Source organism: Shinella sp. M31, assembly GCF_049199205.1.
In the GTDB taxonomy this organism is placed as follows: Bacteria; Pseudomonadota; Alphaproteobacteria; order Rhizobiales; family Rhizobiaceae; genus Shinella.
On the sequence record NZ_JBLZPH010000010.1, the window covers coordinates 1 to 12761 of the forward strand.

11 protein-coding genes are annotated in these 12761 nt (G+C 64.4%); 6 read left to right on the forward strand and 5 right to left on the reverse strand.

Translation table 11 applies throughout. The annotated features are described in order from the left end of the window. On the reverse strand, positions 1-467 hold a 467-nt coding region (locus ACOZKU_RS01995; protein WP_421577445.1), incomplete at its 3' end, for a histidine phosphotransferase family protein. A 221-nt stretch (positions 468-688) separates the two neighbouring features. On the opposite strand from ACOZKU_RS01995, the gene ACOZKU_RS02000 reads away from it, so the two are divergent. Together ACOZKU_RS02000 and ACOZKU_RS02005 are read left to right on the forward strand one after the other, a co-directional pair. Further along, positions 689-1267 carry a DUF1134 domain-containing protein gene (locus ACOZKU_RS02000; RefSeq protein WP_314086180.1) on the forward strand — a complete coding sequence of 193 codons (579 nt, stop codon included), beginning with the start codon at positions 689-691 and terminating at the stop codon, positions 1265-1267. A gap of 169 nt (positions 1268-1436) precedes the next feature. Next, positions 1437-2582, forward strand: coding sequence for a hypothetical protein (locus ACOZKU_RS02005; RefSeq protein ID WP_421577446.1), 1146 nt, complete (start codon positions 1437-1439; stop codon positions 2580-2582). 23 nt (positions 2583-2605) lie between these two features. On the opposite strand, the gene ACOZKU_RS02010 is transcribed toward ACOZKU_RS02005, so the two are convergent. Further along, positions 2606-3436, reverse strand: a complete 831-nt coding sequence (locus ACOZKU_RS02010; protein WP_421577447.1) for a TrmH family RNA methyltransferase — start codon at positions 3434-3436, stop codon at positions 2606-2608. Positions 3437-3442: 6 nt separating this feature from the next. Continuing rightward, a complete protein-coding gene (locus ACOZKU_RS02015; protein ID WP_313531527.1) occupies positions 3443-3838 on the reverse strand; it encodes a hypothetical protein in 396 nt (131 codons plus the stop codon). Between the two features lie 35 nt (positions 3839-3873). On the opposite strand from ACOZKU_RS02015, the gene ACOZKU_RS02020 reads away from it, so the two are divergent. After that, on the forward strand, positions 3874-4917 hold the full coding sequence (locus tag ACOZKU_RS02020; protein WP_421577448.1) for an RluA family pseudouridine synthase: 1044 nt from the start codon (positions 3874-3876) through the stop codon (positions 4915-4917). Between the two features lie 239 nt (positions 4918-5156). Next, positions 5157-6062 carry an RNA polymerase sigma factor RpoH gene (gene rpoH / locus ACOZKU_RS02025; protein WP_298094880.1) on the forward strand — a complete coding sequence of 302 codons (906 nt, stop codon included), beginning with the start codon at positions 5157-5159 and terminating at the stop codon, positions 6060-6062. A 75-nt stretch (positions 6063-6137) separates the two neighbouring features. Here the strand turns inward: rpoH and ACOZKU_RS02030 are convergent, their stop codons facing one another. Next, complete coding sequence (locus tag ACOZKU_RS02030; RefSeq protein WP_421577449.1) at positions 6138-8423, reverse strand: hypothetical protein; 2286 nt, start codon at positions 8421-8423, stop codon at positions 6138-6140. A gap of 69 nt (positions 8424-8492) precedes the next feature. Next, positions 8493-9788, reverse strand: coding sequence for an adenylosuccinate synthase (locus ACOZKU_RS02035; RefSeq protein ID WP_314086197.1), 1296 nt, complete (start codon positions 9786-9788; stop codon positions 8493-8495). A gap of 224 nt (positions 9789-10012) precedes the next feature. Here ACOZKU_RS02035 and ACOZKU_RS02040 point away from each other — a divergent pair, with 224 nt between their 5' ends. Together ACOZKU_RS02040 and ACOZKU_RS02045 are read left to right on the forward strand one after the other, a co-directional pair. Next, on the forward strand, positions 10013-10906 hold the full coding sequence (locus tag ACOZKU_RS02040) for a DMT family transporter (RefSeq protein WP_421577450.1): 894 nt from the start codon (positions 10013-10015) through the stop codon (positions 10904-10906). Between the two features lie 132 nt (positions 10907-11038). Beyond that, positions 11039-12761 (forward strand): methyl-accepting chemotaxis protein (locus ACOZKU_RS02045; RefSeq protein ID WP_421577451.1); only part of this gene is annotated, 1723 nt, incomplete at its 3' end.

The window sequence follows — 12761 nt, forward strand, 5'->3', positions numbered from 1 at the left end:
CGGCCCTTCACGGCCAGCTTGAAGACCGCGTCGAATTCCGGGTTTTCCAGCGTCACGTCGACAGAGCCGCCGCGCGGAATGGCGCCATAGGCGACGAGGAAGAGGTTGAGCAGCAGCTTCACCCGGTTCTTCGGGATGATGGCGCGCGGGCCGTTCCAGGTGATCTCGGTCTTCTTTTCGGCGGCGGCGAAATCGCGCGCGGCCTTTTCGGCCTCGCCGGTGTCGATCGACGCGCCGACGGAGCCGGAGGCGCCGAAGGCAAGACGTGCGAATTTGAGACGCACGGATGCGTTCAGCGCGCTGGTACGGATGAGGTCCATCGCCTCGGCATCGGCGCCGCCCTCGTCGAGCAGTTCGAGACCGTTGTTGATCGCACCGACCGGCGAGATGACGTCATGGCAGACGCGGCTGCACAGAAGCGCTGCCAGATCGGGACCTGTCAGCGTGAGGTTCGGGTTTTTCGCCATAAATTTCTCCTGGATCCACGCATTCTTTCATCGCGGGACGCCGTGTGAAGGCGCACGCGGGACCATTCCGCGCGCGACGCATAGCACGCCATGATTGCGCGAGGCGTGCTCGTTTTGAAGACAGCCATAATGACACCACATTTGGTAAACCGATTGTTAAGACCATAAGATCAAATTGCAGCATGGAACGGGGCCGAGACATCAAGGAAGGCAAACGGGACATGGCTGTTACAAATCTGGTCACGACGACATTCAGGCTCGCAATCGCGGCTTTTGTGGCGTTGCTCCTTGCCGTGCCTGCCCAGGCGCAGCAATCCAGCCAGTATTCGATGCAGGAAATCGTCGATGCCGGCCACGGCTTCTTCGGCGAGACCTCGGGCGGGCTTGCCAAGCTTGTCGAGCGCGCGTTCGAATCCTACGGCCTGCCAAATGGCTATATTCTCGGGCAGGAGGGCTCCGGCGCCTTCGTCGCGGGCCTCACCTATGGCGAAGGCACGCTCAACACCAAGAATGCCGGCCAGCATTCCGTGTTCTGGCAAGGCCCGTCGCTCGGCCTCGATTGGGGCGGCCAGGGCAGCCGCACGATGATGCTCGTCTATAACCTGCCCGACGTGAACGCGCTCTACGACCGCTTCGGCGGCGTCTCGGGCTCGGCCTATGTCATCGCCGGCCTCGGCATGCAGGTGAACGTCAACCGCGACATCGTTCTCGTGCCGATCCGCACCGGCGTCGGCGCCCGTCTCGGCATCAATGCGGGCTATCTCAAGTTCACCCGCCAGCCGACCTGGAATCCCTTCTGATATCCTCCTTCCGAATGAACCGGGCGGCTTGGCCGTCTGGTTAACCGAGAGTTGATTTCGCGGGAGCGCCCCCTCCCGCAAATCCGGGCAAGCGGCTATAGTGCCCCTGCCCGACATCCTGTTTGGACCCGCCGCGTTGGCTTGGACCCGTTTTGAAGCGAGTTGATCCGTGATCGAGTATGCCCTCCTCTTTGCGCTTGGCTTCCTCGCCGCCACGCTGACCGGACTGCTCGTTGCTCCGGCGATCCAGAAACGCATCGTCAAGTTCACCGAAGCCCGCATGAAGGCCACCATGCCGCTCAGCCCGCAGGAAGTGCGTGCGCAGAAGGACATGGCGCGCGCCGCCTTTGCCGCCGAAAACGCTCGGCTTTCCCAGAGCGTGCGCCGCGAGCGCGAAAAACGGACGCTGGAAATGGTGCGCAACGAAAGGCTTCTCGCCCAGGCTGCCGCCATTGGCACGGAAAATGCGGAGCTGCATGCACAGATTGCCGACATGAACATCGAGGCCGGCGACATGCGCTCAGCCTTCCGCCGTGAAGAGATGAAGGGCGAGCAGTTGAAAGCGGCCCTTGCCGGCGCCGATCGCGAGCTGCGCACCCGCCTCGCCGAGATAGACAAGCTCAACACCACCATCACCCATCTCCAGTCCGATATCGATGCGATGAAGATCGACATCGCGACGCAGGAGACGACGATGGAGAACCTGAAGAGCCGTATCGGTAACCTGAAGGACGAGCGCGACAAGGCACGCGAGGACCTGAAAGCGGCCAGCGAAAAGGCGAAGTCGCTGGAACTGCGACTCGGCCGCGAAGAAGCCCGCGTGCGCCAGCTCGAGACCCGGCTGACGCGCGAACTCGCCGGCGCCGCCGACAAGGACAACGCAATCGAACGGCGCATCGCGGAAATCAACCGCCTGCGCGACAAGGTGAAGACGTTGACCACCGAAAACAAGGAGGCCGCCAAAGCGGCCCGCACTGCCGGCATTGCCCGCACCCTGACACCGGGCCGGGTTACCCCGCGTCGCACCGAAAAGGCCGTGCCGCCCATCGACATCGTCGCGCTGGAAGAAGACGTGCGCAGCCAGGGCACGGCGCTTTCCGAGCGGCTGCTGGCGGCCAAGGTCGGCGACAATGATACCGCTCTGCGCGAAGAGATGGCCGATCTCGCCAGCAAGATGATCGTGCTGACCGCCGCGCGCGAAGGCGCAAGCTCACCGGTTCATGATCTGATCGCGGCACTCGACCCGAGCCTCGACGGCGACGACCGCAGCCTTGCCCGGCGGGTGCGCGAACAGATCGGCCGCGACGAGGCCTGACCCTGGGGAGAGCGTGAGCGGCGTCAGTCGATCCGGCTCATCGCCAGCGCAATCTGATAGAGCGCAATCCCGCTCGCCGTCGCGACATTGAGGCTGTCGAGGCCGGGCTTCTGTGGAATGCGCGCCGTATGAAAGCGGGAGAGGATGCTTTGTGGCAGCCCCTCGCCTTCCGTGCCCAGGACCAGCGCGATCCGCCGCGCCGCCGGAATGGCGGCGACCGAAACCGCACCGCGCGGCGACAGCCCCCATATCTCGAAGCCGGCAGCCGCCAGCCCCTCCAGCATCGCCTGGGCGCCGAGGCCGCGTGAAAACGGCACGCTCAGCACCGAACCGACGGAAACCCGGATCGCCTTGCGATAGAGCGGATCGCAGGAGGTTTCGTCGAGGAAGACGGCATCCGCGCCGAAGGCCGCGGCATTACGGAAGATCGAGCCGACATTGTCGTGGTTGGACAGGCCGCAGCCGGCAAGCACGAGGCTCGTTTCCGGCAGCCTACCGAGAAGCGACGTCCCGGCTTCCGTTGCGGGTTTGCGGCCGAGCGCCAGCACGCCGCGATGCATGTTGAAGCCGGCGACGGCATCGAAAACCGCAGCCGATGCGACATAGACCGGCACGTCGTCGCCGAAGGTCGAAAGCACATCGGCAAGGCCGGCCAGCCGGTTTTCCAAGAGCAGGATCGCGTCACAGGCAAAGCCGTTGGCTCTGACCTGCGCGCTGCCCAGCGTGCGCAGCACCACCGTGCCCTCGGCGATGAAGCGGCCGTCGCGGCCGGTCAGGTCCCGCTCGCGGATCGACACGAAACCCGCGATGCGCGGATCGCCGGGATCGTCGATGCGGACCGGTTCGCCTGCCATGCCCTGTCAGTTGCCCTTGATGTCGATTTCCGCGACGGTGCGGCCGGCGGCGATATCGAAGACGAACGCCTTGCGTGCGCCATCGGGCATCACGCCGTAGAACAGGATCTGCCCGCCCGAATTCGACACCGCGGACAGCGCAAAACCATCCGGCAGCGTCGCCGTCGCCTTGACCGGCGCGTCGCTCGGCACGGCAAGCCCGCCCGAAGCGGCGGAAAGGGCGGCGTCCGGCTTGCTTTCCCGCGTGTTGATCTTGTAGACAATGGCCGCGAGCACCGCCAGGAACATCAGGAACATGATGCCGCCCGAGACGAGCTGCAGACGCATCATCTTGCGGCGCACATTTTCCATGACGGGGTCGAGCGGCTTGTCTTCCTGATCGTCGTTTTCGATATTGGACATGGCGAACGCCCTTCCGGCAATGAGTAGATTGAACGATGACCGACCCCTTTAAAGAAGCCGACGCCACAATGAAAGTCCTGACGGTGCCGGATGATGCCGAAGGGCGCATCGACGCATGGCTCGCCGCGACGCTCGCCGGCGATTTCTCGCGCAGCCGCATCAAGGCGCTGATCGAGGAGGGTGCTGCCGTCGTCAACGGCACGGTCTTGAACGAGCCGAAGCGCAAGGTGCGCACCGGCGACGTCATCGAATTCACCATGCCCGCCCCGCGCGATCCCGAGCCGAAGGGCGAGGATATCCCGCTCGACGTGCTCTACGAGGACGACGACGTCATCGTGCTTGTGAAGCCCGCCGGCCTCGTCGTGCATCCCGCCGTCGGCAACTGGACGGGCACGCTGGTCAACGCGCTGATCTACCATTGCGGCGAAAGCCTGTCGGGCATCGGCGGCGTGCGCCGCCCCGGCATCGTGCACCGGCTCGACAAGGAGACGAGCGGCGTCATGGTCGTCGCCAAGAACGACCTCGCCCATCGCCACCTCTCCGACCAGTTCGCCGATCATGGCCGCACCGGCCCTCTGGAGCGCGCCTACCAGGCCATCGTCTGGGGCCGCCCGCGTCAGATCAAGGGCACGATCGACGCCCCGCTCGGCCGCGGCCATGACCGCACCAAGCGCGCCGTAAAGAATGAGGACGCCGACGACGCGCGCGAGGCCATCACCCATTACGAGGTGATCGAACGCTACGGCGAGACGGAGGACGGCACCAGCCTGGCCTCGCTGGTCGAATGCCATCTCGAAACCGGCCGCACGCACCAGATTCGCGTGCATATGGCCCATATCGGCCATCCGCTGGTCGGCGATCCCGAATATGGCGCCGCCTTCAAGACCAAGGCCAACCGCCTGCCCGAGGGCCCGAAGAGGGTCGTCGACAAGTTCCGCCGGCAGGCGCTGCACGCCTTCCTGCTGCAGTTCGAGCATCCCTCGACCGGCGAGACCATGCGTTTCGAAAGCCCGCCGGCCAAGGATATGGAAAAGCTGATCGAGGCCTTCCGCTCCATCGACGCGCCCTCGGAGCCTTGATTTTCAAGCCTTGATCCCCACTTTAGCAGAGTGCCGCAAAGTCCAGTTCATTCTCCCGCCTTCACGCAGCCGTGAAGCCCGCGGCGCCTTGAAACATTGTTTCGCCACACCTATCTTTAAGATCAGTGGGGCTGCCATACCCCATGGGGAGCATGGTTGCTGACGGGGATCCGGTTTTCAGGATCAAGCTCCGTACCAAGGCTTGCCGATATGGAAGCCGTCTCAGAAAGGGGTGCTGAATGGCCCGCAATACGCTGCCGTCGATCACGGCTGGAGAAGGTGGTCTCAACCGCTATCTCGATGAAATCCGCAAATTTCCGATGCTTGAGCCGCAGCAGGAATACATGCTCGCCAAGCGTTACCAAGAGCACGGCGACCGTACCGCCGCCCACGAACTCGTCACCAGCCATCTGCGCCTCGTGGCGAAGATCGCCATGGGCTATCGCGGCTACGGCCTGCCGATCGGCGAAGTCGTCTCCGAGGGCAATGTCGGCCTGATGCAGGCCGTCAAGAAGTTCGATCCGGAGCGCGGCTTCCGCCTTGCGACCTATGCCATGTGGTGGATCAAGGCCTCGATCCAGGAATATATCCTGCGTTCGTGGTCGCTGGTGAAGATGGGCACGACCGCCAACCAGAAGCGCCTGTTCTTCAACCTGCGCCGCATGAAGAGCAAGATTCAGGCGATCGACGACGGCGACCTCAAGCCCGACCAGGTCAAGGAAATCGCGACCAAGCTCAAGGTTTCCGAGGACGAAGTCGTCTCGATGAACCGCCGCCTCTCCGGCGACGCCTCGCTGAACGCGCCGATCAAGGCCGGCGAAGGCGAATCCGGCCAGTGGCAGGATTGGCTCGTCGACGACCATGACAGCCAGGAGCAGACGCTGATCGAGCAGGACGAGCTCGACACGCGCCGCGCCATGCTGGCCCGCGCCATGGGTGTGCTGAACGACCGCGAACGCCGCATCTTCGAGGCCCGCCGCCTCGCCGAGGATCCGGTGACACTGGAAGAACTCTCCTCCGAGTTCGACATCAGCCGCGAGCGCGTCCGCCAGATCGAGGTCCGCGCGTTTGAGAAGGTGCAGGAAGCCGTGCAGAAATTCGCAGCCGAACAGGCCCGCGCGGTCCGCGTCATCGAAGACGCGTAAACCTCTGCATTGCAAAGCTCTGAAACAAGTAAGGCCCGGCATCACTGCCGGGCCTTTTCTTTGCGTCCTGTTTCCTTACTGCGTGCTGGCCGTCGACCAGGCCTTCATCACCTTGTCGAAGGCCTCGGCACCGGCCGTCCCCTTGTCGAGGGTGATCAGCGCACGGCGGCCGTTGCGATAGGTGATCGGGATGTCGATCCAGCTGCGGGTGCGCAGCAGTTCAGTGTTCTTGGCGATCGCCTCGGGGAAGTCGTTGAGCGCGATCATGTGGAAGTCGTCGGTAATCTTCGCCGGCACCGCGATCAACGCATCGCCGCGGTCCTGCTCGGTCCGCTTCATTGCAACGCGCTGCACGCTTTCGATGCCGCCGCCTTCAAAATTTTCCGGCAGCGAGAAGACTAGCTCGACGATATGGCTCGCCGGCAACGACTTGTCGGCGTTGCGGCGGAAGGTGATAAGCGCGGTCAGGCCCTTGGAGGGCACGTTGACCTGGGCGCGCACGACCGGCTCCGGCTTGGCATCGCCACCCGGCGATTCCTCGGCGCTCGACCACGCAACCGTGCCTTCGATGGCCGTCGGCGCGGTCTGGCCGAGACGCTCCTCATAGAGGAACATCTTCTGCGCGACGCCGATGGCCGCCGGCTGCTCGCCGGTGGCGGCAGGCGTCTGCGTGTCGGTGGTCGTGGTCGTGGTCGTCGCCGTACCCGTATCGGTCGGCGTCACGGGCGTCTGCGTCGTGCCATCGGTGCCGGTGGCCGGCGTCGCGCCATCCGTGGTGCCGGCGGCGGTCGTGTCGGTGCCGGTTTCGGTGGTCGCCTCCGCCGGTTCCGGCGTCTGGGCGGCAACGGACTTGCCCTCTTCGGTCGAGACCCCTTCGGGGGCCGCCGCCGGGCCTTCGTCGACTTCCGTACCATCCGTCAGGAGGCGCTGGGTGAACTTGCCGCTGCTCTGGTCGGCCGAGGCGACCTCGGTCGCCGGCTTCGTCGCAGCACCATTTGCCTGCGTATCCGTGGCGGTCGTGTCGTTGGTCGTCGTGGTGGCCGGCAGGTTGCGGCCGCCCTCGGCGGTTTCGGTCTTGGCGTCAGGCGTTTCCTTGGTGGCCGGCGACGATGCCGTCAGGGAGGCGATGCGCTCGTTGACCCAGCCATTCACCGCATCGCGGTTGAACCAGTAGCCGGCACCCGCGCCGCCCGCGATAGCGATAACACCGATCAGCGCGGCGATGGCGCCGAAATTGATGCGCGACTTGCGCGGTTCGGCCCGGAAGGAGCGCTGCGGCGTGCGTGCTTCGACCGCCGGCGTCTTGGTCGCCGCATCGGTGAGGCCAGCCTGCTCCATCGACGAGGATGCCGTGGCAGCGGCAGCGCCGGCCGTCGGGGTAAAGCCGATGAGATCGTCGAGATCGCCCCATTCGCTCTTCTGCGCGGGCTGCGCCTGCTTGGGTTCTTCGGCCTGTGCCGCCTTCTCCTCGGGCCATTCCCAGGCCATCGGATCGGTGCCGGCGGCAAGGGCGGGTTCCTGCTTGTCGGCCGGGGTCGTGACCGGGGCGACATCGCTCCAGTCCCATTGCGCGTCCGCGGCGGGCATGCGGGCATCCGCGACGGGTGCGGCATCCGGTAGCTGCTCGTCGTGTACCGGGTAGGCTTCGGCAACCGGCTCCACGACAGCGGCAGCCTCGACAGGCCGCGCCTCGTCCTGCCGTTCCGGCTCCTGCCAGGAGGGCACATAATCGTCCGCCGGCTCGGCCGCAACCTGCCAGGAAGGCTCGACATGCGCCTCGACGACGGCCGGCTGCTGTTCGGGCTCTTCGACAACAGGCTCTTCCGCCACGGTTTCCACGACCGGCTCCGGTTCCTGTTCGGGCTCGGGCTCGGGCTCGGGCTCGGGAGCCTGCTCCTCGACGGCCACGGTTTCAGCCACCGGCTCTTCAACCGCCGGCTCTTCCACCCTGTTTTCTTCTTCGGGCTGCTCCGGCTCGGCAACCGCCTGCGCCACCGGTTCTTCCGCGACAGGGGCTGCCTCGACGGGCTGCTCTTCCGGCTCGTCAACGGCGGCGGGCTGTTCCGCCACCGTTTCCACGGGTTCCGGTTCTGCGGCCTCGACAACGGGTTCCTGAACGGTTTCCGGCGCAAGGTCGTCTGCGGGCAGCGCCTCGGCGTGCTCACCTTCGACATCGTTGATCGCCGCCTCGAGCTTGTCGAGCTGGCGCTTCACGAGGTCATCGGAAGGGCGCGGGTTCATGGATTCGAGCTGCCGGCGGACGGCGCCGCGGGCCTTCTCGTAAACCTTCTGCCGCATCTCGGCATTGTTGTCCGAGAGGCCGTCAACGGCCCTTCGAATGACTGCTACAAAATCCGCCATCAGAACTTTCCGTGGTGTCCGCGCGCTATCCCATTGGAATACGACACGGAACTGGTGTTAGGCTTGAGATTAATCCTCAAACGGGTCCGTCACAAGTATGGTGTCGTCCCGCTCCGGGCTGGTCGAAAGCAGGGCGACCGGCGCGCCGATCAGCTCTTCGACCTGACGGACATATTTGATCGCCTGGGCCGGCAGGTCCGCCCAGCTGCGGGCGCCGACCGTCGATTCCTTCCAGCCTTCGAGCGTGATGTAAACCGGCTCGACGCGGGCCTGCTGGCTCTGGCTCGCCGGCAGGTAGTCGATCTCCTTGCCGTCGAGCTTGTAGCCGACGCAGATCTTCAGCTCGTCCAGGCCGTCGAGAACATCGAGCTTGGTGAGCGCGATGCCGGTAATGCCGTTGGTCTTGACCGTCTGGCGCACCAGAACCGCATCGAACCAGCCGCAACGGCGCGGACGGCCGGTGTTGACACCGACCTCGCGGCCAACGGTGGCCAGATGCTTGCCGATCTCGTCGTTCAGCTCGCAGGGGAACGGGCCTTCGCCGACGCGGGTCGTGTAGGCCTTGGTGATGCCGAGCACGTAATTGATCGCCGTCGGGCCGAGGCCCGAACCGGCGGCGGCCTGGCCGGCGACGGTGTTGGAGGACGTCACGAAGGGATAGGTGCCGTGGTCGTTGTCGAGCAGCGCACCCTGCGCGCCTTCGAACAGGATACGCGCGCCGGAGCGGCGCTGCTTGTCGAGCAGATCCCAGACGCGGTCGATATAGGGCAGGATGTGGCCGGCAACCGAGGTCAGCTCCTCTTCGAGCGACTCGACGGAGATTTCGGCCAGGCCCATGCCGCGGCGCAACGCATTGTGGTGCGTCAGCAGGCGCTCGATCTTCGGGCGCAGTGTTTCGGGCTCGGCGAGATCGATCACGCGAATGGCGCGACGGCCGACCTTGTCCTCATAGGCCGGGCCGATGCCGCGGCGGGTGGTGCCGATCTTGGTGCCGGTGGCCGACGCCGCGTCTTCACGCAGCGCATCCAGGTCGCGGTGCAGGGAGAGGATAAGCGGGGCATTGTCGGCGATGCGCAACACTTCGGGTGTAACGGCGACGCCCTGGGCGCGCAGCTTCTCGACTTCCGCCACGAAGTGGTGCGGATCGACGACCACGCCATTGCCGATGACACTGAGCTTGCCGCGCACGAGGCCGGACGGCAGCAGAGCGAGCTTGTAGCTCACGCCGTTGATGACAAGCGTATGGCCGGCATTATGGCCGCCCTGGTAGCGAACGATTACCTCGGCCCGTTCCGAAAGCCAGTCGACAATCTTGCCCTTGCCTTCGTCACCCCATTGAGAACCGACAACTACGACACTCGCCATTTCACCTATCCCGTTTTCGCGCGAAAACGCGCAACCGTTTACGCACACGTAAGCGTGCGCCTGACACAAACCCGCGCATCTATACTGTGTTGTCTTTGGGAATGCGACCCTGTTATGACGGCCCACCTCCGCTTTTTGAATGACATTGTCTGCTTTTTCACCTTATCTGGGCCACCCGCCGGCACACCTCGCCTCTCCCCTTTCTCCATCCGGATCCTGTCGCCTTGAACACGAGAGCCTATTTCTACCTGTGCGTGACCTCGCTTTTCTGGGGCGCAAACTCGGTCGCGGGCAAGATTGCGGTCGGCCATGTCAGCCCCATGGTGCTGACGACGTTCCGCTGGGTCGTGGCCCTCACCATCATCCTCGTGCTGATGACGCCGCAGGTGAAGCGCGACTGGCCGGTCATCCGCAAACACTGGCTCCAGCTCCTGCTTTACGGCGTCTTCGGCTTCACCGCCTTCAACGCGCTGCTCTACACGGCACTCGGCTATACCAGCGCCATCAATGCCGTCATCGAGCAGGCCGGCATTCCCATGCTGATCTTCGTCTTCAACTTCGTGCTTTTCCGCATCCAGGCCTCGATTGCCCAGGTGGTCGGCTTTACCGTCACGCTCATCGGCGTGCTGGTAACAGCCGCTCATGGCGAATTCTCGGCGCTGGCGGAACTGGAGTTCAATTTCGGCGACGCGCTGATGCTGCTCGCCTGCATCGTCTATGCCGCCTATACGGTCGCGCTGCGCTGGAAGCCGGCGCTGCACTGGCAGAGCTTCATCGCCGCGCCGGCCTTCGGCGCGCTTCTGAGCGCCATTCCGCTGTTCTTCTGGGAACTGTCGCGCGATGCCGCCATCTTCCCGGATACGACCGGCTGGATGGTCGTGCTCTATGCCGGGATCTTCCCGTCACTGCTCTCGCAGGTACTTTATGTACGCGGCGTTGAAATGATCGGCGCCAACCGCGCCGGGCTCTTCATCAACGCCATCCCGGTCTTCGGCACCTTGCTGTCCGTATTGCTGATCGGTGAGACCATTCACGCCTTCCACTTCCTTGCTCTCCTCCTCGTCCTGGGCGGCATCGCGATAGCCGAATGGGGCCGCCCGAAGGAGAAAAAGGTCTGACGCCACAAGAATTCACCGGTAAATCCTTGTATTTAAAGCGTCTTCCTCCCTAAAACTGACGCGGCTTCTTAAACCTTGTTTAGATTTTTAATGGTGCAGTCCGCGCACTATTGCTCTCTCCAGGTTTATGCCGTGAAAAACATCCGAATCGCCACCCGTATCTACCTTCTCACCGCCATGGCGCTCGTCTTCATGGCCGCCGCCATGATCTACAAGACCCAGGCCGCCAATGAGGAGGTGAACGACGAACGCCGCCAGATGCTGCGCAACGTCACGGAATCCGCCATCTCCGTCATCGCCTCCTACGAGAAGCTCGCCAGCGAAGGCGCGCTGACCGTGGACGATGCCAAGGCACGTGCGATCGCCGACGTGATGGTCATGCGCTTCGGCGAAGGCGGCTATTTCTTCATCAACGGCTTCGATGGCACGATGATCGCCCATCCCTTGAACGCCAAGCTCATCGGCACGGATGTTCGCGGCCTGAAGGATGCCAACGGCAAGGCTTTCAATGTCGAACTCATCAATCTGGCCCAGAACCCCGGCCGCGGCTTCGTCGATTATGTCTGGGACAAGCCCGGCCAGAGCGAACCCGTCGAGAAATTCTCCTATATCCAGGGCTTCAAGCCCTGGGGCTGGGGCGTCGGCACCGGCGTCTACGCCGATGACCTCGCGGCACAATATTATACGTCGATGACCACCACCGTCGTCATCACCCTGCTCGCCGGCATCGCAACGCTCGCCGCCGCCCTCCTCATCGGCCGCTCCATCAGCCGCCCGATCAATCGCCTGAAGGACGTGATGCTCGAGGTCTCGCGCAACGAGACGCAGTCGACTGTGCCGGATACGGACCGCAAGGACGAGATCGGCAACATGGCGGACGCCCTCGTGCTGCTGCGCAACTCGGTCATCGAGCGCAATGCGCTGGAAATCCGCCAGCGCGAACAGCAGGGCATTCTCGACGACGAGCGCAACACCAATGAGGAGCGCCAGGCCTCCGTCGCGCGCGGCCAGTCGCGTGTCGTCGATACGATCGGGTCCGCGCTGGAGCGCCTTGCCCAGGGCGACCTCACCGTCTCCGTTCCGGAACTCGGCGCCGAATACGAGAAGCTGCGCCGCGACTTCAACGGCGCCGTTGCATCGCTGAAATCCACCATCGCGGCGATTGCCGAATCCACCGCCGTGGTCAACGGCAGCGCCGGCGAGATCAGCCGCGCGGCCAACGACCTCTCGCAGCGCACCGAGCAGCAGGCCGCCTCGCTGGAGGAAACCGCCGCCGCCCTCGACGAGATCACCGCCGCCGTACAGAACTCCACCACCCGCGCCGAGGAAGCCAAGCGCATGGTCTCCGACGCCCGTGCGGGCGCTGCAAAGTCCAGCGAAGTCGTGCGCAGTGCCATCGACGCAATGGGCCGCATCGAAAGCTCGTCCTCTAAGATCGGCGAGATCATCGGCGTCATCGACGACATCGCCTTCCAGACGAACCTGCTGGCGCTCAATGCCGGCGTCGAGGCAGCGCGCGCCGGGGAAGCCGGCAAGGGCTTTGCCGTCGTCGCGCAGGAAGTGCGCGAGCTTGCCCAGCGCTCGGCCAATGCCGCCAAGGAAATCAAAACGCTGATCAATGCCTCGTCGACCGAGGTCTCTGCCGGCGTCTCGCTGGTCGAGGAAACCGGCACGTCGCTCAGCGATATCGAGCGCCGCGTCAATGAGATCAACGACCGCATCGTCTCGATTGCCACTGCCGCACAGGAGCAGGCCGTCGGTCTTCGCGAAATCAACACGGCCGTCAACCAGATGGACCAGATGACCCAGCAGAACGCCGCCATGGTGGAAGAGACCTCCGCCGCCAGCCAGACGC

What these genes read in the sequence shown, in the direction of transcription:
- ACOZKU_RS02000 (WP_314086180.1), top strand. Translation starts at nt 689, where the DNA reads ATGGCTGTTACAAATCTGGTCACGACGACATTCAGGCTCGCAATCGCG.
- ACOZKU_RS02010 (WP_421577447.1), bottom strand. Translation starts at nt 3,436, where the DNA reads ATGGCAGGCGAACCGGTCCGCATCGACGATCCCGGCGATCCGCGCATC.
- ACOZKU_RS02015 (WP_313531527.1), bottom strand. Translation starts at nt 3,838, where the DNA reads ATGTCCAATATCGAAAACGACGATCAGGAAGACAAGCCGCTCGACCCC.
- ACOZKU_RS02020 (WP_421577448.1), top strand. Translation starts at nt 3,874, where the DNA reads ATGACCGACCCCTTTAAAGAAGCCGACGCCACAATGAAAGTCCTGACG.
- rpoH (WP_298094880.1), top strand. Translation starts at nt 5,157, where the DNA reads ATGGCCCGCAATACGCTGCCGTCGATCACGGCTGGAGAAGGTGGTCTC.
- ACOZKU_RS02030 (WP_421577449.1), bottom strand. Translation starts at nt 8,423, where the DNA reads ATGGCGGATTTTGTAGCAGTCATTCGAAGGGCCGTTGACGGCCTCTCG.
- ACOZKU_RS02035 (WP_314086197.1), bottom strand. Translation starts at nt 9,788, where the DNA reads ATGGCGAGTGTCGTAGTTGTCGGTTCTCAATGGGGTGACGAAGGCAAG.